Source organism: Streptomyces sp. NPDC006997, from assembly GCF_040635175.1.
Lineage (GTDB): Bacteria > Actinomycetota > Actinomycetes > Streptomycetales > Streptomycetaceae > Streptomyces.
On record NZ_JBEYHH010000008.1, the window covers coordinates 210,431 to 236,300 of the forward strand.

The following is a 25,870-nucleotide window of genomic DNA, read 5'->3' on the forward strand; positions in this document are numbered from 1 at the left end:
CTCACGACGCCGGGTCCCCGCGGCGTCGGGTCCCCGCGGCGTCGGGTCCCCGCGGCGTCGGGTCCCCGCGACGCCGGCTCCCCCGCGACGCCGGCTCCCCCGCGACGCTGGGCCCCTGGGTCGTTGGGCCCCGCGTCCTGGGGACCCGCGACGCCGGGCCCCCGCGACCCCCTACCGCGCGGTCGCCGTAACCCGCTCACTCTCCACCCGCTTGGCCACCGCCTCGCCGTCCAGGGCCTCCAGGTGCCGGCAGAGCACCACAGACCCCCCACTGGCCAGCGGAGCGTAGAGTCCCGCACTCAGCCCCTCCCAAGTCGAGTACGGCAACCCGGACAGCAGCCGCGACCCGGGCCCCGTAAGCCCCAGCCCCCCGGCGTCCCCCCGCGCCCGTTCCACGATCTCCGCCCCCGTGAACTCCGCCCCGGCGACGATCAACGCCGCCGCCTCAGGGTCGACGGCCCCGTACGGTACGAACCGGTCCCCGAACGACGGCACGTCCACGGCGTAGTCGGCGTACCCGACCGGCACCTCCCGGAAGCGCCGCCCCAACGGCTCCAGCGACAGCGCGTACCGCTCACCCCCGCAGGCCAGCCCCGCCTCGAACTCCCCGGGCCCCGCGACCACGTGGTCCGCCCGCCCCGGGTCACCCCCCATGTCGGCGACGACCCCCACCGACGAACACGCCAGCAGCCACACCGCCGTCTGCCAGTGCGCGGGCAGCAGCAGCGCCACCCGTTCACCGGGCTCCACGGACATCCCGTCCTGGAGCAGATTCGCGGTCTTGGCCACCCAATTGGCGAAGGTGGCGACGGACAGTTCGACCCGTTCCCCGGTGGCGTCGTCGTAGAAGGTCACCAGCGGGCGCGAGGGATCCGCGGCGAGCGCGGAACGCAGCAGGTCGGCAGGGGTGCGATCGGTGGCATTCACCCGCGCAAGCGTACGCGGACCCGCCCGTGCGCACCCAGCGCGCGGGACACCGGTTCGGCGGACCCCCGCCACCTTTTCGGAGGAATCACCCGGCAACACCCCGTCAATTACCGGATGGACAGACTTATTCGGCTATGTCCACGATCCGAAGTATGCGTGGATACCTTGCTTCCCCCATCGGCATCACCTGCGCGGCCGTCATCGCCCTCCCCCTCACCCTCCCGGAGGCCACCGCCGTCGCAGGACCGCCCGCCCCCGCGACCACCGTCACCGCCCGCACCCCCGCGGGCAGCACCCAGACGCTGCCGCTCGTCCCCCTCACCGGCGACCGCGCCCTCGGCCCGACCGGCGTCCAGGGCGTACCCCGCCGGGACGTACGGCGCTTCTCCCTGGTCGGCGTCGTCTGGGACGACCCGGAGGCCGAACTGCACGGCCGCGTCCAGGTCCGCACCCGCGCCGCCGCCACCGGCACCTGGTCGAAGTGGCAGGACCTGGAGACGCACAACGCCGACCACGCGGCCGACCCCGGCACCGCCGAACGCGCCTCCGGCCGGGTACGCGGCGCCACGGCCCCCCTCTGGGTCGGCGAGTCGAACGGCGTGGAACTACGCGCCCAACCGGAACAGGCGGAACAACCGGAACAGGTGGAGCCGACGGCCCCCCGGACCCGGGCCCGCGCCGCTGCCGCCGCCCTCCCCTCCGGCCTCCGCCTCGAACTGATCGACCCCGGCGACGACCCGACCGGCACCACCGCCACCACCACCGCCACCACCACCGCCACCACCCAGACGAACGCCCAACCCGCCCTGGACGACCCCCGCACCGACACGACCGCCTCCCTGAACGCCGACACGATCGCCGCCTCCACCGCCAACGCCGACCTCGCGCCCCTCGGCGCCGCCGAGATCCCGGAGCTGGACAAGGCGCGCACGGAGCAGGAACTGCTCACCCTGCGCGGCTCGGAACTGACGGAGGAGCAGCGCGTGAAGCCGTACATCGGCCCGCGCCCGGGCATCGTGACGCGCCGCGGCTGGGGCGCGGACGAGTCCCTGCGGGAGAAGAACTTCCTCTACACCAAGTACGTCAAGGCGGCCTTCGTCCACCACACCGCGACCGGCAACAACTACACGTGCGCCCAGGTGCCCTCGCTCATCCGCGGCATCTACCGCTACCACGTCGTGAGCATGGGCTGGCGCGACATCGGCTACAACTTCCTCGTCGACAAGTGCGGGAACATCTACGAGGGGCGCGCGGGCGGCGTGGCCCGAGCGGTCATGGGCGCTCACACCCTCGGCTTCAACCACGACAGCACGGGGATCGCCGTCCTGGGCTCCTACGGCAGCTCCAAGCCGTCCGAGTCGGCGGTCCGGGCGGTGGCCCGGCTGACGGCGTGGAAGCTGGGACTGTTCGGCGCCAACCCGAACGGCAAGACGTACCTGCGGTCGGGCGGCGGCAACCTCTACGGCAAGGGCAAGAACGTCCGCCTGAACGTGATCTCGGGTCACCGGGACGGCTTCGCCACGGAATGCCCCGGCGGAAAGCTCTACGACAAACTCGGCTCAGCCCGCACCGAGGCGGCACGCTACCAAGGCCGCTAGCCGACACCGGCTCCCGCCCTGGCTGCGGGCAGTCGCACCGCTGGGACCCGCTGGGACCCGTTGGGGCGGGACCCGCCCCTCCCATCCGCCGTGGCCGCGGGCAGTCGTGCGGCTGGGGCGGCAGGTGGGCGCTGGGCCCCTGCTCGAAGAGCTCGGGGAGGCACCCCGCCAGCGCCGGCCGCGCGTCCCACCCCCGGGTCCCACCTCACCACCGCCCGATATCCACCCGCGGCATCTTCGGCGCCCGCCGCCCCGGCACCCTCCCGCTCAGCAGGATCAGCCGCGCGGCCCGGTGCCGCTGCCCCGCATACGGCTCCAGCAGCGACAACATCACCGCGTCATCCGCGTCCCGGTCCCCCGCGAGCGCCCACCCCACGATGCCCGGCAGATGCAGATCCCCCGTCGTCACCTCGTCCGCCGCCCCATGACTACGCTGCACGGTCTCCGCGGACGTCCACGGCCCCACCCCCGGCACGACCTCCAACCGCTCCCGCGCCGCCGCCGGCGCCATCCGCGCGGCCTCCTCCAGCCGCGCGGCGACCCGCACGGCCCGCAGGACCGTCGACGCCCGCTTGTCGTCGACCCCGGCGCGATGCCACTCCCAGGAGGGGATCAGCGCCCAGGTCCGGGCGGACGGCATCACACTCATCCGCACCGGCACCGGCCCGGGCGCGGGCTCCCCGAACTTCCGCACCAGCAGCCGCCACGCCCGGTACGCCTCGTCGGTCGTGACCTTCTGCTCCAGGATCGACGGAATCAGGGACTCCAGCACCAGCCCGGTCCGCGTCAGACGCAGCCCCGGCCGCCGGTGCCGCGCGAGCGCCACGACCTGGTGCCGGGGAGCGAACACGGACGGATCGTCCGCGGCCCCGAGCAGTTCCGGCAGCCGCTCCAGCAGCCAGTCGCCCCCGGGCCCCCACGCCTCTCCCCGCACCTCACCGCCGTGGCCGCTGATCCGCAGGGTCCCCGGCCCGGCGGGCGTCAGGCTGGCCCGCCAGAAGGACCCGTCGGGCAGCGCCCGGAACGTCGGATCCCCCGGCCCGCGCCGCAACGGCCCCAGCACCAGCCCGAGATCGAGCGCCCCGTCCGGCACATACGTCCGCACCCGCGCCGCCCCCGCACCCGGCTGCCGGGCGGCCACCGCACCGGGGACACCGACGTCCCCGCCGCGCACGGTCGTACGCGTGGGCCGCGTGGGCCGCGGGGCGAAGCGTCCAGCCACGAGTGAGTTCCCAGGGAGCGGAGGGACAGGGGAGAGCCGTAAGAGAGTACGAGGGTACGAGAACCCGCGGACGCCCGTCCGCCCTCACCGCACCTCGATGAACGCCCCCGCGTCCCGCTCCCCCCGGGCCCGCGGCTCCTCCGCCGGATGACCGACCGCCACCGCCCCCATGGGATCCCAGTCACCCGGCAGCCCGAGCACCTCACGCACCACGTCCCGGCAGAACATCGTCGACGACACCCACGCCGACCCCAGCCGCTCCCCGGCAAGCGCCACCAGCAGGTTCTGTACGCCCGCCCCGGTGGCGACGACGAACATCTCCCGCTCGGCCGCGTCCCGCCGCGGGTCCCCGTAGGTGTGCGCGCCGTCCGTCACCAGGCACGGGACGACGAGGTAGGGCGCGTTGCGGAGCACGTCGCCCCGTCTGACGCGCTGGGCGATGGACTCCTCCGACTTGCCGTCCCGGCGCAGGTCCGCGATCCACGCGTCCCGCATCGCGTCGAGCAGCCGGACGCGTGACTCCCGCGACTCCAGCAGCACGAAGCGCCACGGCGTCGTGTGGTGCGGCGCGGGTGCCGTGACCGCCGCGGCCACCGCCCGGCGTACGGCGCCGGGGTCGACGGGCTCGTCCGTGAACGCGCGGATCGTACGGCGCTGGGTGACCGCCAGCCGGATCGCCTCGGAGGTGCCGAGCCGGAACATGTCGTCCCGCGCGCCCCGCAGCATCGCCCGCGCGCCGTCCCCGTCGTCCTCGGCGACCACGTGCGGCAGCCCGCGGACCACGGCGACGGGCCGTCCCGCCGCCTTGCCCTTGACGAGGTCGCCCGCCGCGGCGAGTTCGTCGGCGGTGGCGACGACGGTCGCGGCGAGCGGATTGCCGTACGCGTCCGTGCCGCCCCGCAGGTCGTCCAGCACGCGTACGCCCGCGGCGCCGATCGCGACGTCCGTGAGCCCCGCCCGCCAGGGCCTCCCGAAGGTGTCGGTGACGACGACGCCGACGCTGACGCCGAGGGCGGTCCGCAGGCCGTCGCGGAGCGCGCGGGCGGAGGCGTCGGGGTCCTCGGGGAGGAGGAGCACGGTACCCGGCGGGGTGTTGGAGGCGTCGACCCCGGCGGCGGCCATGACGAGCCCCTGCCGGTTCTCCACGATCCGCAGCGCGCCGCGCCGGGCCACGACCCGCACCGTCTCGGCGTCGATCGCGGCCTCCCGGTCCGCGGCCTCGACGATCCGGCCCTCCGCCTTGGAGACGATCTTCGAGGTGACGAGCAGCACGTCCCCGTCGGCCAGTGCGGGTTCGGCGGCGGCGATCAGCTTGGCCAGGTCGTCCCCGGGCCGCACCTCGGGAAGTCCGGGCACGGCCCACACGCGGTAGCCGTCGGTCGGGGACGTGCTCATGCCGTACGGACCTCCTCCGCCAGTGTCAGGGCCTCGCCCGCCATCCGCGCCGCCGCGTCCAGGCCGGTCATCATCAGCGGTACGGCCCGACAGCGGATCCCGGCCGCCTCGACGCGGGCGACGGAGGCCGCGTCGACCTCGTCGACGAGCCAGCCGTCGAGCAGCCCGGAGCCGTAGTGCTCGGCGACCGCCGCCGCGCTGGACTCCACGCCGACCGCGGCGAGCACCTTGTCCGCCATCCCGCGCACGGGCGCGTCCCCGACGATGGGGGAGAGGCCGACCACCGGCACCCCCGCGTCGGCGATGGCCTCCCGGATGCCGGGCACGGCGAGGATCGTGCCGACGGAGACCACCGGGTTGGACGGCGGGAAGAGGATGACGTCGGCCTCGGCGAGCGCCTCCAGGACGCCGGGCGCGGGCTTGGACTGCTCGGCGCCGACGGGGACGACGGCGTGGGCGGGCACGGAGGCGCGCAGCCGGACCCAGTACTCCTGGAAGTGGATCGCCCGGCGCTCGCCCTCCAGCTCGACCGCGACATGGGTCTCCACCCGGTCGTCGGACATCGGGAGCAGCCGCACGCCCGGCTTCCAGCGGTCGCACAGCGCCTCGGTGACCGCGCTCAGCGGGTAGCCCGCGCCCAGCATCTGGGTGCGCACGATGTGGGTGGCGAAGTCCCGGTCGCCGAGGCCGAACCACTGCGGCTCGACGCCGTACTCCGCCAGCTCCTGCTTGAGGTGGAAGGTCTCGTCGGACCGCCCCCAGCCCTGTTCCTCGTTGATGCCGCCGCCGAGCGTGTACATCACCGTGTCGAGGTCCGGGCAGACCTTCAGCCCGAAGAGGTGGATGTCGTCCCCGGTGTTGCCGATGACCGTGATGGCCGCGTCCTGCGCGGCCTTCTTCAGACCGCGCAGGAAACGGGCACCGCCGATGCCGCCTGCCAGAACCACAATGCGCATGGGAGCCAGTCTTGCAGGCGGGTACGACAACGCGCCGGGAGGTCAGGCGACCGGGGTGGCCGCCGTGCGGCGGGCGGCCCCGTGCAGGGGCATCTCGGTCAGGCCCGGGTAGTAGACGTGCAGGCTCACGGCCGGTACGAGCGCGTCGTTGACCACCTCGTGGACGTACCCCGGGGCGAAGACGTGCTGGGTGCCCGGCGTGAGGGTGCGGGCGCCGCGGCGGGTGTGCTCGGTCAGGGCGCCGTCCAGGACGGTGAGGATCCCGGAGGACGGTCCGTGGTCGTGGCGTCCGGTGCCCTGCCCGGGCAGCCACGACAGCAGCCACACCTCGTAGCCGGGGCCCGTGCGCAGCCGGTGGTACCAGCGCGTAAGGGCGTCGTACCGGACCAGGTGCTCCCACCGGGAGCGGTCGGCGGCGACGGAGCGGGCCAGTCCGGCGAACTCGGCGACGGTGGCCGGGTGCTCACGCGGGGGCTGGAGCAGGTGCGGGACTTCCAGGATGTCGCCGGCGATCTGGAGGTCGCTGTCGCTGTTCATGGGAGTGCTTGGTCCTCGGTGCGGAAACGAAGAAGGAAGAAGCGAAGAAGGAGGAAGCAGGGAAGAGAGCCCTGAGGGAAGGGGTGGAACCAGCGGGAGCCGGAGCGCGAAGGGCTCAACAGCTGGAACAGCGACAACAGCTACAGCGAGCGTGGGCAGCACCGAGGGACCCGGCGGAGCGGGTCGAGGTGGGCGCCAAGTTCGCGAACATGCCCACAAGGACAGCGGTTCACACCCGCACTGTCAACTCGACGCCCGGGATGTGGGACACGGTTCACCTCATCCGGTTCATCCGGCAGATGAAAGGTTTGCTCACCCGTTCACCGGGACACATGGCGCACAACCGGGCGCGCAAGCCTCGTTGCGATCCCGTGATCCGAATGTGATCCGGTTCGCATCGGCGCGCGTGTCGGAACGAGATCGAACCCTTGGGCGTCCTTCTCCGTAGAGGTCCGTGCGGGACCGGAGGTCCGTGAGGGCCTCGTCTGCGTGTCAGGGTTTATGGCGATTTGAACACTTTCCGCTTGGCCTTGGTTCCGCAGAGTGAATAAGGGGCCCAATAGCAGATCTCGGCTTGACTCGCCCGGAGCAGCACACTTGTAATTTCACTCGTGTCGTTCAGCCGGAATCGGTAACGGCTAGATCACGGGGACGCGAAAGACAGACGAGGGGCGCACATGACCGAGCTGGTGCAGCAACTGCTGGTCGACGACGCGGACGAGGAACTCGGCTGGCAGGAGCGCGCGCTGTGCGCCCAGACCGACCCCGAGTCCTTCTTCCCCGAGAAGGGCGGCTCGACCCGCGAGGCCAAGAAGGTCTGTCTCGCGTGCGAGGTCCGCTCCGAGTGTCTTGAGTACGCCCTCGCCAACGACGAACGCTTCGGCATCTGGGGCGGCCTGTCCGAGCGCGAACGCCGCCGCCTGAAGAAGGCGGCCGTCTGAGCCTGCCCGAGACGTCCCGGTCGGCCGACGGCACGTCATAAACGGTGTGAACGGCCCGTCGCGGGTGGGTTGTCCACAGGCGGCGGGCCGTCGTCATGGTCAGCCGATAGTGTGGGCGCTCGTCCGAGACGTCCCGCCGCCCCCTCGGGGCACAGGCGTCCACCGCAGTCCACCGAACCCGGGGCCCGTACCTCGATGTCCGTGCACAGCCATATGGCAGCCCAGCAAGACACCGCTGCCACCCCAGAGTTTCCGCGTCACGTCGTGACGGCGGTGCTGGTCTCCCACGACGGCGCCCGCTGGCTGCCCGACGCGCTCACCGGGCTGCTCGGCCAGGAGCGCCCGGTCCAGTACGCCGTCGCGGCCGACACCGGCAGCGCCGACGAGTCCGCGCAGCTGCTCACCGACGCCCTCGGCCCCGACCGGGTCCTGCACCTGGCCCGGCGCACCGGCTTCGGCCAGGCCGTCGAGGAGGCCGACCGCACGGCGCCCGTCCTCACCCCGGACGACCTGCCGTACCTGAAGCGGCCCAGCGGCTGGGACCCGGTCACCCGCAGCTGGCGCGACGACGCCTACGACCTGCCCGAACTGCCGCACGGCGAACCCGTCCAGTGGCTGTGGCTGCTGCACGACGACTGCGCCCCCGCCCCCGACGCCCTCGCCCAGCTGCTGCGCGTCGTGGAGGACGAACACGAACTGGGCCGCGACGACATCGCCGTCGTCGGCCCGAAACTGCGCGGCTGGTACGACCGCCGCCAGCTCCTGGAAGTCGGCGTCTCCATCGCCAGCTCCGGCCGCCGCTGGACCGGCCTGGACCGCCGCGAGCAGGACCAGGGCCAGCACGACCACGTCCGGCCCGTGCTGTCCGTGTCCACCGCCGGGATGCTCGTCCGCCGCGACGTCTTCGAACAGCTCGGCGGGTTCGACCGCCGACTGCCCCTGATGCGCGACGACGTCGACCTGTGCTGGCGCGCCCACCAGGCGGGCCACCGCGTCCTCGTCGCCCCCGAGGCCGTCGTACGCCACGCCGAGGCCGCCTCGCGCGAGCGCCGCACCGTCGACTGCGCGGGCCGCACCACCGCCTCCCCGCACAAGGTCGACAAGGCGGGCGCCGCCTACACCCTGCTCGTCAACACCCGCGCAGCCGCCCTGCCCTGGGTGCTGCTGCGGCTCGTCGTCGGCACCGTCCTGCGGACCCTCGCCTACCTCGTCGGCAAGGTCCCCGGCCAGGCCGTCGACGAGATCCGCGGCCTCCTCGGCGTCCTGCTGCGGCCGGAACGGATCATCGCCGGGCGGCGCCAGCGTGGCCGCCCCGCCGTCGACAAGGGCGAACTGCGCCCGCTGTTCCCGCCGCCCGGCGCGACCGTCCGCGTCACCGCCGAGCAGGCCGCGGGCAGCCTCTTCGGCAGCTCCGACCCCGAGGCCACCACCGGCGCCGGACGCCACGGCGGCGCGGTGGAGTCCGGACCCGGCGGCGACGACGCCGACTTCCTGGAGATCGAGCAGTTCGCCCGCCTCAAGCGCATCGCCCGCAAGCCGGGGCCGGTGCTCTTCGTGGTGCTGCTGCTCGTCTCGCTCGCCGCCTGCCGCCAGCTCCTCGGCGGCGGCGCCCTCGCCGGCGGCGCCCTGCTGCCCGCCCCGGCCGACTCCGGCGAGCTGTGGTCGCGCTACCTCGACGCCTGGCACCCCGTCGGCACCGGGGGCACCGCCTCCGCACCGCCGTACCTCGCCCTCGTGGCGATGCTCGCGACCGTGCTGTTCGGCTCCACCGGACTCGCCGTCACCCTCCTGCTGGTCTGCTCGGTCCCACTGGCCGGACTCAGCGCCTACTTCGCCTCCCGCCCGCTCGTCGAGTCCCGGCTGCTGCGCGCGTGGGCGGCCGTCGTCTACGCCTTCCTGCCCGCCGCCACCGGCGCCCTCGCGGGCGGTCGCCTCGGCACCGCCGTCCTGGCCGTCCTGCTGCCGCTCATCGCCCGCGCGGGCATCGCGGCCAGCGGCCTGGCCGCCCCCTCCGGGACGCGCGGCAGCTGGCGCGCCACCTGGGCGTACACCCTGCTGCTGACGGTCACCACCGCGTTCACGCCGATCGTCTGGCCCATCGCCCTGTTCCTCGGCGTCGGCCTGCTCGCCGTCCGCCGCACCGACCTCGTCGCCTACGGCCCGCGCTTCCTGGCCCAGCTCGGCACGCCCCTGCTGGTCCTCGCCCCGTGGTCGCTGACGCTGCTGCCCACCGGCTTCCTCACCGAGGCGGGCCTCGACTACGGCGCCTCCTCCGCCACCGCCCTCGACCTGCTCGGCGCCAGCCCCGGCGGCCCCGGCACCGTCGACGGGCTGATGCTCGTCGGCGTCGTGCTCGCCGCGCTCGCCGCCCTGCTGCGCTCGGAGCGCCAGCCGGGCATCTGGACCGCCTGGACCGTCGCCCTCGTCGGCCTCGTCTTCGCCGCGCTCTCCAACGCCTCCGCCTGGTCCGGCCCCGCCACCCTCGTCTACGGCATCGCCCTCCTCGCCGCCGCCCTCCTCGGCGCCGACGGGGCACGCGCGCGGGTGGCCGAGCAGAGCTTCGGCTGGCGCCAGCCCGTCGCCGCGCTGATCGCCTTCGCCGCCGCCGCGGGCCCGCTGCTGGTCGCCGCGGGCTGGATGATCGGCGGCGCCGACGGCCCGCTGGAGCGCCGCGACCCCGTCCAGGTGCCCGCCTTCGTCGCCGAGGAGAGCAACACGCGCGACCAGGCCCGCACCCTCGTCCTCGACAGCGACTCCGCCGCCCACGTCGGCTACACCCTCGTCCGCGGCTCCGGCGCCCGCCTCGGCGACGCCGAACTGGCCGCCGCCGACGGGGAGAACGCCCGGCTCGACAAGATCGTCGCCAACCTCGTCGCCGGGTCCGGCGCCGACCAGGCCGACCAGCTCGGCGACTTCGCCGTGCGCTACGTCCTCGTCCACAAGGGCGCGCCCCGCGAGGTCGCCCGCGTCCTGGACGCCACACCCGGGCTGAGCCGCCTCAGCGAGCAGAACGGCAGCGCCCTGTGGCGGGTGAACCAGGAGGTGGCGCGCGCGACGATCGTCACCGGCTCGGCGTCGGACGCCGCCTCGGGCGCCGGGAAGCCGGTGCCCGTCGCCGCCGGGCCCATCGAGATCCACACCGACGTCCCGGACGGCGCCGACGGCCGGGTGCTGCGCCTCGCCGACACCGCCTCCGAGGGGTGGACCGCCACCCTGGACGGCGCGCCCCTCACCCCCACCACCGTCGACGGCTGGGCCCAGGGCTTCCAGCTCCCCGCCTCCGGCGGACGCCTCGACGTCACCTACGACGACCCGATCGGCCACACCGCGTGGCTGTGGGCGCAGGGCTTCCTGGCCCTCGTCCTCGTCGTGCTCGCCCTCCCCGGCCGTCGCCGTGACATCGACGACGACCTGCCCGAGGAGCCCGCCGTCCCGGCTCAGGCCGTCGCGGGCGAGGGCCGCCGGGCCCGCCGCCTGCGCGCCCAGGCCGAGGCGGAGGCCGAGGAGTCCGCCGCCCAGGGCGAACCACCCCAGCCCCCGTCCCCTCCGGAGGAGGAGGCCCCGGTGACCGTGCCGCGGCAGCAGTCCTACGACGAGTGGGACGCCACGACCTACGCGGGCTACGGCGGCGACCAGCAGTACGCGGGCGGCGGCTACGACCAGCAGCGGTACCCGGCGGAGGGCTACCAGGGCGGCCAGTACGACCCGTACGCCTACGGCGGCCAGCCCCAGCCCCGGGACGGCGGCGGCACGTACGACCCCTCGGCCTACGACACCGCGTACGCCGCCCCCGCGTACGACACCGGCAACGACACCGCCTACGACCCGACGCGGGCGTACGACCAGACCTACGGTCAGGCCCCCCAGGGCCAGGGCTACGACGCCGGGTACGACCCGGCGCAGCCGCAGCATCCGCACGATGGCGGCCCCGAGCGTCCCGACGGGAGTCAGCAGTGAACCGCACCACCCTGTCCCTGATCGTCGGCGTGACCGCGCTGGCCGCCGTCACCGGCTTCGCCTCGGTCACGACGCCGGACGGCTCCGGCACGAACACCGCGCGGGCGGCCGAGCGGCTGCCCGTGGAGCGCAGCGGCCTGCTGTGCCCGGCGCCGAGCACGTCCGACCTCGCGGAGACGACGTACACCTCGTTCACGCCGGTCACCGAGGGCGCGCAGGGCAAGGGCCAGGCGGAGCTGCTGAACGCCGAGGGGAACGAGGAGCGCGAGGGCAAGGCCCCCAAGCCCGTGCTGGAGCCGGGGAAGCCCGGCACGCCGGTCACGGGGGAGCGGTCCGGCGACGACTCGCCCGCGCTGATCGGGACGGCCGAGGGCGCCTTCGCGTCCGGCTGGACCGTACAGGAGACCACGGAGGTCACCGCGGGCAGCGGGCGCGGCCTCGCGGGCGTCAACTGCGCCGCAGCCGACACGGAGTTCTGGTTCCCGGGCGCCGGCACCGCCGAGAACCGCACCGACTACGTCCACCTGACGAACCCCGACGACTCCGCCGCCGTGGTCGACATCGAGCTGTACGGCAAGAAGGGGCTGCTGGAGTCCACCGCCGGGGAGGGCATCACCGTCCCGCCGCACTCCAGCGAGCCCATCCTGCTGTCCACGCTCGTCTCGGAGGAGGAGACCGACCTCACCGTGCACGTCAACGTGCGCGGCGGCCGGGTCGGCGCGGCCGTGCAGGCCCTCGACGACGAACTCGGCGGCGACTGGCTGGCCGCGGCGGCCGAACCCGCGGGGAGCCTGGTGATGCCGGGCATCCCGAAGGACGCCACCGAGGTGCGGCTGGTGGCGTTCACGCCGGGCGGCACGGACGCGGACCTGAAGGTGCGGCTGGCCACGCCCACGGGGCTGATCACCCCGGCCGGGAACGAGACGCTGCGGGTGAAGTCCGGGATGACGACCGCGCTCGACCTGGGCGACATCACGCGCGGGGAGGCCGGTTCGCTGGTGCTGACGCCGACGAGCCAGGCCGTGCCGGTGGTGGCGGCGGTACGGGTGGTGCGGGGCAAGGGGGACGCCCAGGAGACGGCGTTCGTCCCGGCCGCCAACCCGGTGGGCACCCGCGCGACCGCCGTCGGCAACACCGCCAAGGGCACCACCCTCTCCCTGACCGCGCCCGACGGCACCGCGAAGGTCAAGGTCACCGCGTCGGCGGGCAGCGAGGGCGGCGAGGCGGCGTCGGAGACGTTCACGATCAAGGCGGGCACCACCCAGGACGTGGAACTCCCGGTGCCGGACGGCCTGAAGGGCACCTACGCCCTGACCGTGGAACCGGCGTCGGCGGCGACCCCGGTCTACGCCTCCCGGACCCTGTCGGCCAAGACCAACGGCGTCCCCGCCTTCACCGTCCAGACACTCCCCGACGACCGGGGCACGGTCTCGGTCCCCGACGCGGACCAGGACCTGACCATCCTCCAGAGGTGACCGCCGGCGGGCAGGACGGGCAGGAGGCTCAGTCCTCCCCGTACCGGGGATCGACCGTCTCCGGAGTCAGCCCCAGCAGCTCCGCCACCTGCTCCACCACGACCTCGTGGACCAGCGCCGCCCGCTCGTCCCGCCCCTTGGTACGGATCTCCACCGGCCGCCGGTAGACCACCACCCGCGCGGGGCGCCCCTCGCGGGCGGCCACCGTGCCGCCGAGGGGCACCGTCTCGTCGCTCCACCCCCGCCCTGCCCCGTCCAGGGCGGGGACCTCCAGCACCAGGAAGTCGATGTCGGCGAGCTGCGGCCACCGCCGCTCCAGCCGCTCCACGGAGTCCTGCACCAGGTCCGCGAACGCGTCGGCGCGGCTCGCGGCCAGCGGCACCTGCGGCGGCGCGATCGGGCCGCGCATACCCCGGCCGTGACGGTCACGACGACGGGGCCCGGGGCCGGCGGCGCGGGGCGGTACTCGGTTGTCCATCACTGGTGCAGGGTATGCCGAACGGGCCGCCGTCCGGCGCCCTGCCGGCATGTCGTGGGACGCCCGTTCCGGCCAAGGTGGGGCTTGATCCCATGGCTCCGCGGACGCTCCGAGGGGCTCCGGCACGTCTCCGGGAGGGCCGGCCTCGGGGCTATTGCTGCGGTTTGTGGCGACTGATGACCGGTCCCGGTCAGGTTCGAGGTCTCGGACGTGCATGTCCGCGCAGGTCAGTGGGGTAGAACGGAGGGAACGTGTGGGGCGTTTCACATCACGACACGGTGGGGTGACCTGGTGGAGAGTCGTCGCGGCCCGCTCAAGAGTGCGGTACCGTCCAACGTCGTGAGCCCTGTACGTCGCTGTTCGCGAACCGCCTGCGGCCGACCCGCCGTCGCGACGCTGACGTACGTCTACGCCGACTCGACCGCGGTCCTCGGCCCGCTCGCCACCTACGCCGAACCCCACTGCTACGACCTGTGCGCCGAGCACTCCGAGCGCCTCACCGCCCCGCGCGGCTGGGAGGTCGTCCGGCTCCTCGACGGTTCGGCCCCGGCCCGCCCCAGCGGGGACGACCTGGAGGCCCTCGCCAACGCGGTGCGCGAGGCGGCCCGCCCCCAGGAGCGCGCGGCGCAGGCGGGCGGCGGCGGTCGCTCGGCGGATCCGATGGAGGTCGCGCGCCGCGGCCACCTGCGGGTCCTGCGCTCTCCTGACAACTGACGCCGGTAGTCCGGGTTCCGCTCCTGATTCCGTCGTGTGCTGCACGACCATTGACGCGCCGTTGTCGCGAACACGACCATTTCGTCACCCGTGAGACATCACTTCGCGGGCGTCTGCACGGCCGCCGTCCTGGGGGTCCACGCCCGCGTGGCGGTCCGCGAGTGGGCCGCGACCGTGCGTGAACCGCGCTTCGCGATCCTCACCGTGACGTCCGTCCCCGCCCTCGCCTACGTCATGAACCTCTCCGGACAGGCCGCCACCATCGGCCACTTCGTCGCCGCCGCGGGCACCGGGCTCGCCTTCCTCTCACCCGTCCTCGGCTGGTTCGGCGTCGCCGTCTCCGGCTCGGACACCTCCGCCAACGCCCTCTTCGGCGCCCTCCAGGTCACCGCCGCCCGCGAGTCGGGACTCTCCCCCGAACTCCTCGCCGCCGCCAGAGTCCGCCGGTCCTGGAGTGGATGCTGCCCTGAACCCGCGCCACCGCCGGGGTCCGCGCGGCCCGTTGTCGGCGGGTGCGGGTAGTTTGGGGTGACCGATAGGACCTCCAGGAGGGTTGGCCGTGGCTGCTGATCTGTCACAGATCGTGAAAGCGTACGACGTACGCGGGGTGGTCCCCGACCAGTGGGACGAGACCCTCGCGGAGCTGTTCGGTGCCGCCTTCGTCCAGGTGACCGGCGCGAGCGCGATCGTGACCGGGCACGACATGCGCCCCTCGTCACCCGGCCTGGCCCGCGCCTTCGCACGCGGCGCGGCGGCCCGCGGCGTCGACGTCACCGAGATCGGCCTGTGCTCCACCGACCAGCTGTACTACGCGTCGGGCGCGCTGGACCTGCCGGGCGCCATGTTCACCGCCTCGCACAACCCCGCCCAGTACAACGGCATCAAGATGTGCCGCGCCGGTGCCGCCCCCGTCGGCCAGGACACCGGCCTCGCCGACATCCGCGAACTGGTCGAGCAGTGGCGCGAGACGGGCGCCCCGGCACCCGCCGCCACCCCGGGAACGATCACCCAGCGCGACTCGTTGAACGACTACGCGGCCCACCTCCGCTCCCTCGTCGACCTGACCTCCATCCGCCCCCTGAAGGTCGTCGTCGACGCGGGCAACGGCATGGGCGGCCACACGGTCCCCACCGTCTTCGCGGGCCTGCCCCTGACCCTCGTACCGATGTACTTCGAGCTGGACGGCACCTTCCCCAACCACGAGGCCAACCCCCTCGACCCCGCCAACATCGTCGACCTGCAGAAGCGGGTCCGCGAGGAGGGCGCCGACCTCGGCATCGCCTTCGACGGCGACGCCGACCGCTGCTTCGTCGTCGACGAGAACGGCGGCCCCGTCTCCCCGTCCGCGATCACCGCCCTGGTCGCCGCCCGGGAACTCGCCCGGTACGGCGGCAAGGGCACCGTCATCCACAACCTGATCACCTCCTGGTCCGTGCCGGAGGTCGTCAGGGAGAACGGCGGCACACCCGTCCGCACCCGCGTCGGCCACTCCTTCATCAAGGCCGAGATGGCCCGCACCGGCGCGATCTTCGGCGGCGAGCACTCCGCCCACTACTACTTCAAGGACTTCTGGAACGCCGACACCGGCATGTTGGCCGCCCTGCACGTCCTCGCGGCCCTCGGCGGCCAGGACGGCCCCCTCTCCGGCCTCGTCGCCCAGTACGACCGCTACGTCGGCTCCGGCGAGATCAACTCCACCGTCGACGACCAGCAGGCCCGCCTCGCCGCCCTCAAGGCCGCCTACCAGGGCCGCGACGGCGTCACCCTCGACGAACTCGACGGCCTCACCGTCACCGCCGCCGACTGGTGGTTCAACGTCCGCCCCTCCAACACGGAACCCCTCCTCCGCCTCAACGCGGAAGCCCGCGACGAACCCACCATGACCCGGATCCGCGACGAGGCCCTCACCTTGATCCGCTCCTGACCCGCCCGGACCCTTGACCGCGCCGCGGCGGGGGCACGCTCACGCGGCCCCGCCCCCGCCGCGGCGCGGCCACACCGTCCCCACCCGCCCCAGCTGCGGACAGCCCCGCCTGGCTCAGCTGCGGGCCGTCGTGCCGCTGGGGGTTCCCCCTGCTCAAGCGAAGCCGAGAGCTCGGGGGAGGGTGGGCGCTGGGGGTAGCCCCTGTGCGAAGAGCTCGACGGAAGCACCCCGCAGCGCCGGGCTACGCGACCCACCCGCCGCCAACGGCCTCGCCGGGCGCCTCGCGGCACCAGGCCGCATCGCCGGACCCTCCACACCCCCCACCCCACCGGCGGTACCCTGACCAGGCACATCCACGAAGAACCCCGCCCCGAAGGGACCCACCATGCCGCTCGAAGCCGGCCTCCTGGAGATCCTCGCCTGCCCGGCCTGCCACGCCCCCCTCAAGGAGCAGGACAAGGAGCAGGAAACCGAGCTGCTCTGCACCGGACAGGACTGCGGCCTGGCGTACCCCGTCCGCGACGGCATCCCCGTCCTCCTCGTCGACGAGGCCCGCCGCCCCGCCTGACCCCGGCCGCGCACCACACGCACGCCCCTCCCGCACCACCCCCGGCGACCGGAGGATGCCGCCCATGCTCGACGAAGCACTCCTCGACACCCCCGAGGCACTCGCGGACGCCGACCACCGCGGCCTCCTGCGCGGCGCCGCCGAAGCGGGCGCCCGCGTCCGCACCGCCGCCCGCTACGCCGCCGAGGCCGGGATGGCCGACCTCAAACCCGACGGCCGCCCCCGCGCCATCCTCATCGCCGGCCCCGGCGCCGCCGCCACCTGCGCCGCCGACCTCCTCGGCACCCTCGCGGGCGCGGGCAGCCCCGTCACCCGCCTCGCCCCCACCGGCGTCGCCCCCGCCGCGGGCGCCCTGCGCTGGGAACTCCCCGGCTGGACCGGCTCCGTGGACCTCCTCCTCATCGCCACCCCCGACGGCACCGAACCCGGCCTCGGCCTCCTCGCCGACCAGGCGTACCGCCGCGGCTGCACCGTCGTCGCCGTCGCCCCCACCGGCACCCCGCTCAGCGAAGCGGTAGCAGGCGCCCACGGCATGTTCGTCCCCCTCGCCACCGCCCCCTACGACGAGCGCGAGGAACCCCTCGCCGCCTCCGCCCCCGGCGTGCTCTGGGCGCTGCTCACCCCCCTGCTCGCCCTGCTGGACCGCATCGGCCTGATCACCGCCCCCACCGACGGCCTCCAGAAGGTCGCCGACCGCCTCGACCAGGTCGCCGAACGCTGCGGACCCGCCATCGCGACCTACAGCAACCCCGCCAAGACCCTCGCCGCCGAACTGGCCGACGCGCTCCCGGTGATCTGGACCGAAGGCACCTCCGCCGGCCCCGCGGGCCGCCGTTTCGCCGCCGCCCTCGCCGAACTCTCCGGCATCCCCTCGGCCGTCGCCGAACTACCCGAGGCACTCGCCGCGCACAGCACCCTGCTGGCCGGCCCCCTGGCCGCCAGCGCCGACCCCGACGACTTCTTCCGGGACCGCGTCGAGGAACCACCCGCCCTGCACGCGCGCGTGGTACTGCTCCGCGACCGCCCCATCGGCGGCCTCACCGCCGCCCCCTCCGCCCGCGACCTCGCCCTCAGCCACGACACACCGATCAGCGAGATCGAACCGGAACCCGGCGCCGAGCTGGAAACCCTCGCCGAACTGATCGCCATCACCGATTTCGCCGCCGTTTACCTGGCGCTCGCCTCCAGGGCCTGACCTGACCCCAGGACGCGCGGAGCACACCGGGCGCCCTGACCCCCGTACGCGGCACCGCCCCGCGCCGCACGCACCACGACCGGCAGAAAGATCCGATGGACCTCCTCGACAACACCGTCCGCCCCTACGCCTGGGGTTCCACCACCGCCATCCCCGCCCTCCTCGGCACCGAACCGACCGGCGAACCACAGGCGGAGATGTGGATGGGCGCCCACCCCGGCGCACCCTCCCGCACCCCCCGCGGCACCCTCGCCGACGTCATCGCGACCGCCCCCGAACAGGAACTCGGCACCGCCGCCGTGGCCAGGTTCGGCCCCCGCCTGCCCTTCCTCCTCAAGCTCCTCGCCGCCGGCGCCCCCCTCTCCCTCCAGGTGCACCCGGACCTGACCCAGGCGAAGCAGGGCTACGACGACGAGGAGCGCCGCGGCATCCCCCTGGACGCCCCGCACCGCAACTACAAGGACGCCAACCACAAGCCCGAACTGATCTGCGCCCTCACCGAGTTCGACGGCCTCTGCGGCTTCCGCGCCCCGGCCGAGACCGCCGACCTCCTCGACGGCCTCGGCGTCGACTCCCTCAAGCCCTACGTCGACCTGCTGCGCGCCCACCCCGAGGACGCCGCCCTGCGCGAGGTCCTCACCGCCGTCCTCAGCGCCGACCGCGACGACATCGCCCGCACCGTCACCGAGACCACCACCGCCTGCACCCGCCTCGGCGGCGCCTACGCCCCCTACGCCGACCTCGCCCACCACTACCCGGGCGACCCCGGCGTCATCGCCGCGATGCTCCTCAACCACGTCCGCCTCCAGCCCGGCGAGGCCCTCTACCTCGGCGCGGGCATCCCGCACGCCTACCTGAACGGCCTCGGCGTCGAGATCATGGCCAACTCCGACAACGTCCTGCGCTGCGGCCTCACGCCCAAACACGTCGACGTCCCCGAACTCCTGCGCGTCGTCCGCTTCGAACCCAGCGACCCCGGAGTCCTCCGCCCGGAGGCGTCCCCCGACGACGAAGAGGTCTACGAGACCCCCATCGACGAGTTCCGGCTCTCCCGGTACGTCCTCCCGCCCGGCGGCGCCCCCCACGACCTGACCCGCCCGACCCCGCAGATCCTGCTCTGCACCGCCGGTACCGTACGCACCGGCGGACACGAGCTGACCCCGGGCCGGTCGGTCTTCGTCCCGGCGGGGGAGCCCACCGAGGCGTCCGGCACCGGCACGCTCTTCCGGGCCACCGTCATCGCCTGACACCGCGACGGCCCCGCCCTGGCACCCCGGCGCCTGACAGGGCTGCAACAATGACGCACCGACAGGGCCCGGAGACCGGGCAACCACCCGGAACGGCGCACGGACGAAGGGACACCACGCACACATGAGCGCGTCAGGCGGCACCAAGGCGATCGTGGCGGCACTCGCCGCCAACCTCGCCATCGCGGCATCGAAGTTCGTGGCGTTCCTGTTCAGCGGCTCGTCGTCGATGCTCGCCGAATCGGTGCACTCCCTCGCCGACTCCGGCAACCAGGCCCTGCTGCTCGTCGGAGGCAAGCGCGCCGAACGCGAGGCCACCCCCCAACACCCCTTCGGCTACGGCCGCGAGCGCTACATCTACGCCTTCCTCGTCTCCATCGTCCTCTTCTCCGTCGGCGGCATGTTCGCCATCTACGAGGGCTACGAGAAGATCAAGCACCCGCACGAACTGGAGCACTGGTACTGGCCGGTGGGCGTCCTGATCTTCGCGATCATCGCCGAGGGCTTCTCCTTCCGCACCGCCATCAAGGAGTCCAACCAGATCCGCGGCAAGGAGTCCTGGACCGACTTCGTCCGCCACGCCAAGGCACCCGAACTGCCCGTCGTCCTGCTGGAGGACCTCGGCGCGCTCGTCGGCCTGATCCTCGCGCTCGGCGGCGTCGGCCTCGCCCTCGCCACGGGCGACGGCGTCTGGGACGGCATCGGCACCCTCTGCATCGGCATCCTGCTCATCGTCATCGCGCTCGTCCTCGCCGTCGAGACCAAGTCCCTCCTGCTGGGCGAGGCCGCGGGCGCCGACCAGGTCAGGAAGATCGAGGCCGCCGCCGTCGACGGCGACACCGTCACCCGCGTCATCCACATGCGCACCCTCCACCTCGGCCCCGACGAACTGCTCGTCGCCGCCAAGGTCGCCGTCCAGCACGACGACACCGCCGCAGAGATCGCCACCGCCATCGACGCCGCCGAGTCCCGCATCCGCGAGGCCGTCCCCATCGCCCGCGTCATCTACCTCGAACCCGACATCTACAGCGAGGCCGAAGCCGCCAAGGGCCCCGACCCCGAGGCCACCCCCGGCGGCCCCACCCCGCACCCCGCCGACCACTGACCCACTCCACGGCTCACTGATACGTGGGCCACAACTCCGTGAACTGGGCGGGCCGCCGCCGCTTGGCCCGCCCGGCAAGCACCACGACCAGCCCCACCACGGCCACCACCATTCCCACCAGCGCCACCACCCCCAGCAGGACCACCGCCCCGCGCCCCCCGGTCACCCGCCCCCGCACGGCCTCCGCCGCCAGGGTCCCCCGGCGATCGTCGAGGAAGGCCCGCGAGTCCCGCGCCAGCGCCCGGTGATCACCCAGCAGGAACAGCCGCCCCTCAGGCACCACCACGTCATACGGCCGCCCCATCCCGTCCCCCACACCCGCACGGACATACGGCTCCACCACCGGCTCGCCGTTGACGACGATCCGCTCAGCCCCTCCCGCACAACACGCGACCCGGTCACCGCCCACCGCGACCACCCGCCGGACGACGCTGCCCCCGTACCCGTACCGGTCCGGCGCCGAGACCAGCACCACATCCCCCCGCCGCACCTCACCCGCGCCGACCCGCTCATAGACGACCCGGTCCCCGGCCTCGTACGTCGGCGCCATGCTGTCGCCCTGCACAGTGACCAGCCCGTACCCCACCCGCAGGAACACCAGCGACCCCACCAGCATCACCACACCCACCAGCACGGTCACCCACCCCGCGACGAGCGGCCCACGCGCCTCGCCCACCACGACGTCCCCTCCCCACCGAAGATCAATTCCGCGACCAGAGGCTAGCGGTCACCGCACCTCGTGTCCGGCTCGATTCGCTCGATCCGTTCCAAGAGGGACTGGGGGCCGCCGGGCCGACCGGTGTAGCTTGGAGCAGAGCCAGACGTCGCTGCTGATGGCGGTCGGGCGGTCCCACCGCGGACCGGCCGAGGGAGAGAGGGCCTCCGACGGACTGTGCTGCGCGTACGCGGGCATCCCTGTGTCCTCTTCGGGCACCCTGTGCCTGCCGCCGCGCAGACCGGCCGTACCCACCTCGCCCCAACCCCGAGGAGCAGCTCGTCATGACGACTGTCGACAACCGACAGGACTTCAAGGTCGCCGACCTTTCCCTGGCCGACTTCGGCCGCAAGGAGATCACCCTCGCCGAGCACGAGATGCCCGGCCTGATGGCGATCCGCAAGGAGTACGCCGAGACCCAGCCCCTGGCCGGCGCCCGCGTCACCGGCTCCCTGCACATGACCGTGCAGACCGCCGTCCTCATCGAGACCCTGGTCGCCCTCGGCGCCCAGGTCCGCTGGGCCTCCTGCAACATCTTCTCCACCCAGGACCACGCCGCCGCCGCGATCGCCGTCGGCCCCGACGGCACCCCCGACAACCCCCAGGGCATCCCCGTCTTCGCCTGGAAGGGCGAGACCCTGGAGGAGTACTGGTGGTGCACGGAGCAGGCCCTCACCTGGCCGGACAGCCCCACCGGCGGCCCGAACATGATCCTCGACGACGGCGGCGACGCCACCCTCCTCGTCCACAAGGGCGTCGAGTACGAGAAGGACGGCAAGGTCCCCTCCGTCGACACCGCCGAGTCCGACGAGCACCGCGTCATCCTCGAACTCCTGCACCGCACCATCACGGACGGCTCGCAGAAGTGGACCCAGCTGGCGTCCGAGATCCGCGGCGTCACCGAGGAGACCACCACCGGCGTCCACCGCCTGTACGAGATGCAGCGCGACGGCACCCTCCTGTTCCCGGCGATCAACGTCAACGACGCCGTCACCAAGTCGAAGTTCGACAACAAGTACGGCTGCCGGCACTCCCTCATCGACGGCATCAACCGCGCCACCGACACCCTCATCGGCGGCAAGACCGCCGTCGTCTGCGGCTACGGCGACGTCGGCAAGGGCTGCGCGGAGTCCCTCCGCGGCCAGGGCGCCCGGGTGATCATCACCGAGATCGACCCGATCTGCGCCCTCCAGGCCGCGATGGACGGCTACCAGGTCACGACCCTCGACGAGGTCGTCGACAAGGCCGACATCTTCGTCACCACGACCGGCAACAAGGACATCATCATGGCCAGCGACATGGCCAAGATGAAGCACCAGGCGATCGTGGGCAACATCGGCCACTTCGACAACGAGATCGACATGGCGGGCCTGGCGAAGACCCCCGGCATCGTCAAGGACGAGGTCAAGCCCCAGGTCCACACCTGGACCTTCCCGGACGGCAAGAAGATCATCGTGCTGTCCGAGGGCCGCCTGCTCAACCTGGGCAACGCCACCGGCCACCCGTCGTTCGTGATGTCCAACTCCTTCGCGGACCAGACCCTGGCCCAGATCGAGCTGTTCACCAAGCCCGACGCCTACCCGACCGGCGTCTACGTGCTGCCCAAGCACCTCGACGAGAAGGTGGCCCGCCTCCACCTCGACGCCCTCGGCGTCAAGCTGACCACCCTCCGCCCGGACCAGGCCGAGTACATCGGCGTGCAGGTCGAGGGCCCGTACAAGTCGGACCACTACCGCTACTGAGCCGACAGCCCCTCCGAAGTCCCTCCGAGGCAGGCCCCCCGCACCCCGGTGCCGGGGGCCTGTCCCTTTGGACCCAGCACCTCAGAAGCCAGGACCCCCATGCCCCGCGGCCGCTATTCGCTCCACGATCCGCACGACCACACCCCCCTCGCTGAAGAACACTTCCAGTGCGCCCCCGGCCCCTCCGGCTGGCGCTACGTCTCCCAGCTGACCACCCCCACAGGCGACCACCACGGCTCCGTCGACCTCGCCCTCGACGAACTCGGCCGCCCCATCCGCCTCGAACTCCACGCCGCCAGCTGGCAGGTACGCGGCGCCGCCCTGGACGGCGTCACCTGGGTCCGCACCGACCCCACCGGCGCTCACGCCACGGAAGGCAACACCCCAGCCCACGCCTTCACCGGCACATCCCCCGCCTTCCTCGTCGCCACCACCCGCCTCCTACGCCTCACCGCCTCCAGCGCCGCCACCCGCGTCCGCCTGGTCGCCTTCACGGACCCCGTCCTGGCCCCCCGCACCGTCGACCAGTCCTGGGCCCTGCTGAACAGAGAAGCACACGCCACTGACAACGGCCCCCTGACCGTCGACGAATACCAGGTCACAGCCCTGGACACCGGCGAACAGCACACTGTCCACATCGCCGGCGACGTGGTGCTCGCGGCCCCCGGCATCGAGCTGGAACACCTGGAGACCCCACCGTCGACCTTCCCCGAGACCCCCTGACGCCCTACGCGGGCGGAGCGAACCCCGTCCCGGGCCGCCCACCCGACTCCCCCTCCTCCCGCGCCACGGGCGGCGCGGACTCACCGGACGAGGACGAAGGCACAGCCGACGGTGATATCGGCGGCACCCCGGACGTCGGCGCCACAGGAGCCACCGGCGCCGGGGAAGGCACCCCAGCGGGCACAGACGAAGCAGGCGGCGCAGCCGCCCCGAACGCCCGCCGCACCTCCCGCGCCTGCCGCTCCTGCACCACCGCCGCCAGATACACGGCAGGCGGCACACCCGGCGGCACCGGAGCCCCCGTCCGCTCCGCGAGATCGCCCGCCAGCCGCTCCGCCATGGCCCAGCCCACCCGCGGATCCAACTGCTGCATCCGCGTCAGGTACTGCCGCACGGCGAGCCACAGCCCGTCCGGCACCGCCGACAGGTCAAGCCCCGAGAACCGCCCGGCCAGCCAGGGCGGCGGCGCAGGCACGAACCCGGTCCGCGCCTCGGGCACCCGCTCCCGCACGACGAGAGTTCCCGCGAAGACGTCCCCGAGCCGCCGCCCCCGCTCCGACACCAACGAGGCGATACAGGCGATCACCCCGAACGTCAGCAGGATCTCGACCACACCGATCGCCCCACGCACCAGCGCGTGCCGGAACCGGATCGGCCCCCCGTCGTCCCGCACCACCCGCAGCCCGCACGCCATCTTCCCCAGCGACCGCCCATGGCTGAGCGTCTCCACCGCGATCGGCCCGCCCACCAGCACCAACAGAAACGTCGCGATCGACAGAGCGAACCGTGCCGCCTCGTCCAGCGACGCGGTGGACATCACCAACACCACCGTCACGGCTGTGTACGCCGCCATGGCCACCACGAGATCGAGCAGAACGGCCAGCGCCCTGCTGGGCAACCTCGCGGGCCGCAGCTCAAGCGCCACCGCCTCACCCGTCACCAGCTCATTCACGCCCGTCGTCCTTCCCCTGGCCTGCCCCGAGAACCGCCAGTCTGCCAAGCTGAGGACCCAACGCGCCGCAGTACGACAAGCTGAGGAGCAGCGACACCGATGGACCTCGACGTCTTCGTCTCCGCCCACCGGGCGGAGTGGGACCGCCTCGACGCCCTGCTCCGGCGCCAGCGCCACCTCAACGGCTCCGAGGTCGACGAACTCGTCGCGCTCTACCAGCGCACCGCCACCCACCTGTCCCTGATCCAGTCCAGCGCCCCCGACCCCCAGCTCACCGGCCGACTCAGCCAACTGGTGGCACGCGCGCGTAGTGCGGTGACAGGAACCCGCCGAGCCTCCTGGCGGGACGTCACGCGCTTCCTCACCCACGGCTTCCCGGCAGCGGTCTACCGCTCCCGCCACTGGTGGGTTCCCACGGCACTGCTGTCCACGCTCGTCGCGGCCCTGCTCGGCTGGTGGATCGGCACCACCCCCGAGGTCCAGTCCTCCATCGCGGCCCCCAGCGAGCTACACCAGCTGACCCGCCCAGGCGGTGAGTACGAGACGTACTACTCCAGCAACCCCGCCGCTTCCTTCGCCGCCCAGGTCTGGACGAACAACGCCCAGGCCGCCGCGCTCTGCCTGGTCCTGGGCGTCTTCCTCGGTCTCCCCGTCCTCTGGATCCTCTTCCAGAACATGCTCAACCTCGGCGTCGGCTTCGGCCTGATGTCCTCCGCGGGCCGCCTCGACACCTTCCTCGGCCTGGTCCTGCCACACGGCCTGCTGGAACTCACCGCCGTCTTCGTCGCCGCGGGTACGGGACTACGCCTCGGCTGGACCGTGATCGACCCAGGGCCACGCACCCGACGCACGGCCCTGGCCGAAGAGGGCCGGGCCGCCGTCGGCATGGCGATCGGTCTGGCCCTGGTCCTCTTCGTCTCCGGCGCCATCGAGGGCTTCGTCACCCCGTCCGGCCTCCCCACCTGGGCCCGCATCACCGTCGGAGTCGCGGCGGAGCTGACCTTCCTGGCCTACGTCTTCGTCCTCGGCGGCCGTGCCGCCCGGACCGGCCAGACAGGTGACGTGACGGCAGCCGAACGAAGCAGCACCGTGCCCGTGGCGGCTTGATGTGCGTTGGCGGCCGGTGACCTGCTAATCTCCTCTTCGCCCCAAGGGAGCTGTTGACACGGCCTCTGCGGGGAGGTAGATTCGAACAGTTGCCTGGAAGTGGATGTAGTCCCATCCGGCAACCACGTAGAACCTATCGGCTTCCGGGAATCTGGATTCCAACGAAGCCCCCTCCCGATGAATCGGAACGAATGGCCGGTCTGACCGGCGCAAAACTTCTGATAAAGTCGGAGCCGCCGGAAAGGGAAACGCGAAAGCGAACACCTGGAAAGCGCCGAGGAAATCGGGTCGAGAAAAGATCTGATAGAGTCGGAAACGCAAGACCGAAGGGAAGCGCCCGGAGGAAAGCCCGAGAGGGTGAGTACAAAGGAAGCGGCCGTTCCTTGAGAACT

At 73.1% G+C, this 25,870-nt stretch carries 21 protein-coding genes and 1 pseudogene; 14 read left to right on the top strand and 8 right to left on the bottom strand.

Annotated features, from left to right (window positions below; translation table 11 throughout):
• Positions 1 to 171: 171 nt before the first annotated feature.
• The gene (locus ABZ659_RS10875) at positions 172 to 927 is read right to left on the bottom strand and encodes a TIGR03089 family protein (protein ID WP_360216255.1); all 756 of its coding nucleotides are present in this window, start codon (positions 925 to 927) and stop codon (positions 172 to 174) included.
• Positions 928 to 1,079: 152 nt separating this feature from the next.
• Between ABZ659_RS10875 and ABZ659_RS10880 the strand changes: the two genes are divergently transcribed.
• Positions 1,080 to 2,525: a peptidoglycan recognition protein gene (locus ABZ659_RS10880; protein WP_360216258.1), complete on the top strand. Its 1,446-nt coding sequence runs from the start codon at positions 1,080 to 1,082 to the stop codon at positions 2,523 to 2,525.
• A 205-nt stretch (positions 2,526 to 2,730) separates the two neighbouring features.
• Here ABZ659_RS10880 and ABZ659_RS10885 read toward each other — a convergent pair whose 3' ends face one another.
• From ABZ659_RS10885 to ABZ659_RS10900, 4 genes are all read right to left on the bottom strand, one after another.
• A complete protein-coding gene (locus ABZ659_RS10885; RefSeq protein WP_360216261.1) occupies positions 2,731 to 3,747 on the bottom strand; it encodes a DNA-3-methyladenine glycosylase 2 family protein in 1,017 nt (338 codons plus the stop codon).
• 84 nt (positions 3,748 to 3,831) lie between these two features.
• Complete coding sequence (locus ABZ659_RS10890; RefSeq protein ID WP_360216264.1) at positions 3,832 to 5,142, bottom strand: coenzyme F420-0:L-glutamate ligase; 1,311 nt, start codon at positions 5,140 to 5,142, stop codon at positions 3,832 to 3,834.
• On the bottom strand, positions 5,139 to 6,098 hold the full coding sequence (gene cofD / locus ABZ659_RS10895; protein WP_360216267.1) for a 2-phospho-L-lactate transferase: 960 nt from the start codon (positions 6,096 to 6,098) through the stop codon (positions 5,139 to 5,141). The genes ABZ659_RS10890 and cofD overlap by 4 nt, the downstream gene beginning before the upstream one ends.
• Positions 6,099 to 6,140: 42 nt before the next feature.
• Positions 6,141 to 6,635, bottom strand: a complete 495-nt coding sequence (locus ABZ659_RS10900) for a cysteine dioxygenase family protein (protein ID WP_360216270.1) — start codon at positions 6,633 to 6,635, stop codon at positions 6,141 to 6,143.
• Between the two features lie 677 nt (positions 6,636 to 7,312).
• On the opposite strand from ABZ659_RS10900, the gene ABZ659_RS10905 reads away from it, so the two are divergent.
• The 3 genes from ABZ659_RS10905 to ABZ659_RS10915 all read left to right on the top strand — a co-directional run bounded on the left by ABZ659_RS10905 (position 7,313) and on the right by ABZ659_RS10915 (position 13,008).
• A complete protein-coding gene (locus tag ABZ659_RS10905; protein WP_003975777.1) occupies positions 7,313 to 7,576 on the top strand; it encodes a WhiB family transcriptional regulator in 264 nt (87 codons plus the stop codon).
• A 195-nt stretch (positions 7,577 to 7,771) separates the two neighbouring features.
• On the top strand, positions 7,772 to 11,533 hold the full coding sequence (locus ABZ659_RS10910; RefSeq protein WP_360216273.1) for a glycosyltransferase: 3,762 nt from the start codon (positions 7,772 to 7,774) through the stop codon (positions 11,531 to 11,533).
• Complete coding sequence (locus ABZ659_RS10915) at positions 11,530 to 13,008, top strand: DUF5719 family protein (RefSeq protein ID WP_360216276.1); 1,479 nt, start codon at positions 11,530 to 11,532, stop codon at positions 13,006 to 13,008. Before ABZ659_RS10910 ends, ABZ659_RS10915 begins: the two co-directional genes overlap by 4 nt.
• 28 nt (positions 13,009 to 13,036) lie before the next feature.
• Here the strand turns inward: ABZ659_RS10915 and ABZ659_RS10920 are convergent, their stop codons facing one another.
• On the bottom strand, positions 13,037 to 13,486 hold the full coding sequence (locus tag ABZ659_RS10920) for a metallopeptidase family protein (RefSeq protein ID WP_360216349.1): 450 nt from the start codon (positions 13,484 to 13,486) through the stop codon (positions 13,037 to 13,039).
• A 291-nt stretch (positions 13,487 to 13,777) separates the two neighbouring features.
• Here ABZ659_RS10920 and ABZ659_RS10925 point away from each other — a divergent pair, with 291 nt between their 5' ends.
• From ABZ659_RS10925 to ABZ659_RS10955, 7 genes and pseudogenes are all read left to right on the top strand, one after another.
• Entirely contained in the window at positions 13,778 to 14,200 is a 423-nt protein-coding gene (locus ABZ659_RS10925) for a DUF3499 domain-containing protein (RefSeq protein WP_210928338.1), read from the top strand.
• A 102-nt stretch (positions 14,201 to 14,302) separates the two neighbouring features.
• Positions 14,303 to 14,635, top strand: a pseudogene (locus ABZ659_RS10930) (L-lactate permease); the annotation flags it as partial.
• A gap of 124 nt (positions 14,636 to 14,759) precedes the next feature.
• The gene (locus ABZ659_RS10935; RefSeq protein WP_360216279.1) at positions 14,760 to 16,124 is read left to right on the top strand and encodes a phosphomannomutase/phosphoglucomutase; all 1,365 of its coding nucleotides are present in this window, start codon (positions 14,760 to 14,762) and stop codon (positions 16,122 to 16,124) included.
• A 385-nt stretch (positions 16,125 to 16,509) separates the two neighbouring features.
• Positions 16,510 to 16,692 (top strand): Trm112 family protein, encoded by a 183-nt coding sequence (locus ABZ659_RS10940; protein ID WP_360216282.1) that lies wholly within the window; start codon positions 16,510 to 16,512, stop codon positions 16,690 to 16,692.
• A 64-nt stretch (positions 16,693 to 16,756) separates the two neighbouring features.
• Entirely contained in the window at positions 16,757 to 17,887 is a 1,131-nt protein-coding gene (locus ABZ659_RS10945) for an SIS domain-containing protein (RefSeq protein WP_360216285.1), read from the top strand.
• Between the two features lie 95 nt (positions 17,888 to 17,982).
• Entirely contained in the window at positions 17,983 to 19,134 is a 1,152-nt protein-coding gene (manA, locus tag ABZ659_RS10950; RefSeq protein WP_360216288.1) for a mannose-6-phosphate isomerase, class I, read from the top strand.
• Positions 19,135 to 19,258: 124 nt separating this feature from the next.
• Positions 19,259 to 20,239: a cation diffusion facilitator family transporter gene (locus ABZ659_RS10955; RefSeq protein WP_360216291.1), complete on the top strand. Its 981-nt coding sequence runs from the start codon at positions 19,259 to 19,261 to the stop codon at positions 20,237 to 20,239.
• 13 nt (positions 20,240 to 20,252) lie between these two features.
• On the opposite strand, the gene lepB is transcribed toward ABZ659_RS10955, so the two are convergent.
• Positions 20,253 to 20,915 carry a signal peptidase I gene (gene lepB / locus ABZ659_RS10960; RefSeq protein ID WP_360216294.1) on the bottom strand — a complete coding sequence of 221 codons (663 nt, stop codon included), beginning with the start codon at positions 20,913 to 20,915 and terminating at the stop codon, positions 20,253 to 20,255.
• A 323-nt stretch (positions 20,916 to 21,238) separates the two neighbouring features.
• Here lepB and ahcY point away from each other — a divergent pair, with 323 nt between their 5' ends.
• Together ahcY and ABZ659_RS10970 are read left to right on the top strand one after the other, a co-directional pair.
• Entirely contained in the window at positions 21,239 to 22,696 is a 1,458-nt protein-coding gene (gene ahcY / locus ABZ659_RS10965; protein ID WP_360216297.1) for an adenosylhomocysteinase, read from the top strand.
• Positions 22,697 to 22,795: 99 nt separating this feature from the next.
• Positions 22,796 to 23,419 carry a hypothetical protein gene (locus ABZ659_RS10970; RefSeq protein WP_360216300.1) on the top strand — a complete coding sequence of 208 codons (624 nt, stop codon included), beginning with the start codon at positions 22,796 to 22,798 and terminating at the stop codon, positions 23,417 to 23,419.
• Positions 23,420 to 23,423: 4 nt separating this feature from the next.
• On the opposite strand, the gene ABZ659_RS10975 is transcribed toward ABZ659_RS10970, so the two are convergent.
• The gene (locus ABZ659_RS10975) at positions 23,424 to 24,371 is read right to left on the bottom strand and encodes an RDD family protein (RefSeq protein ID WP_360216303.1); all 948 of its coding nucleotides are present in this window, start codon (positions 24,369 to 24,371) and stop codon (positions 23,424 to 23,426) included.
• A gap of 99 nt (positions 24,372 to 24,470) precedes the next feature.
• Here ABZ659_RS10975 and ABZ659_RS10980 point away from each other — a divergent pair, with 99 nt between their 5' ends.
• On the top strand, positions 24,471 to 25,478 hold the full coding sequence (locus tag ABZ659_RS10980) for a stage II sporulation protein M (RefSeq protein WP_360216306.1): 1,008 nt from the start codon (positions 24,471 to 24,473) through the stop codon (positions 25,476 to 25,478).
• Positions 25,479 to 25,870 lie beyond the last annotated feature (392 nt).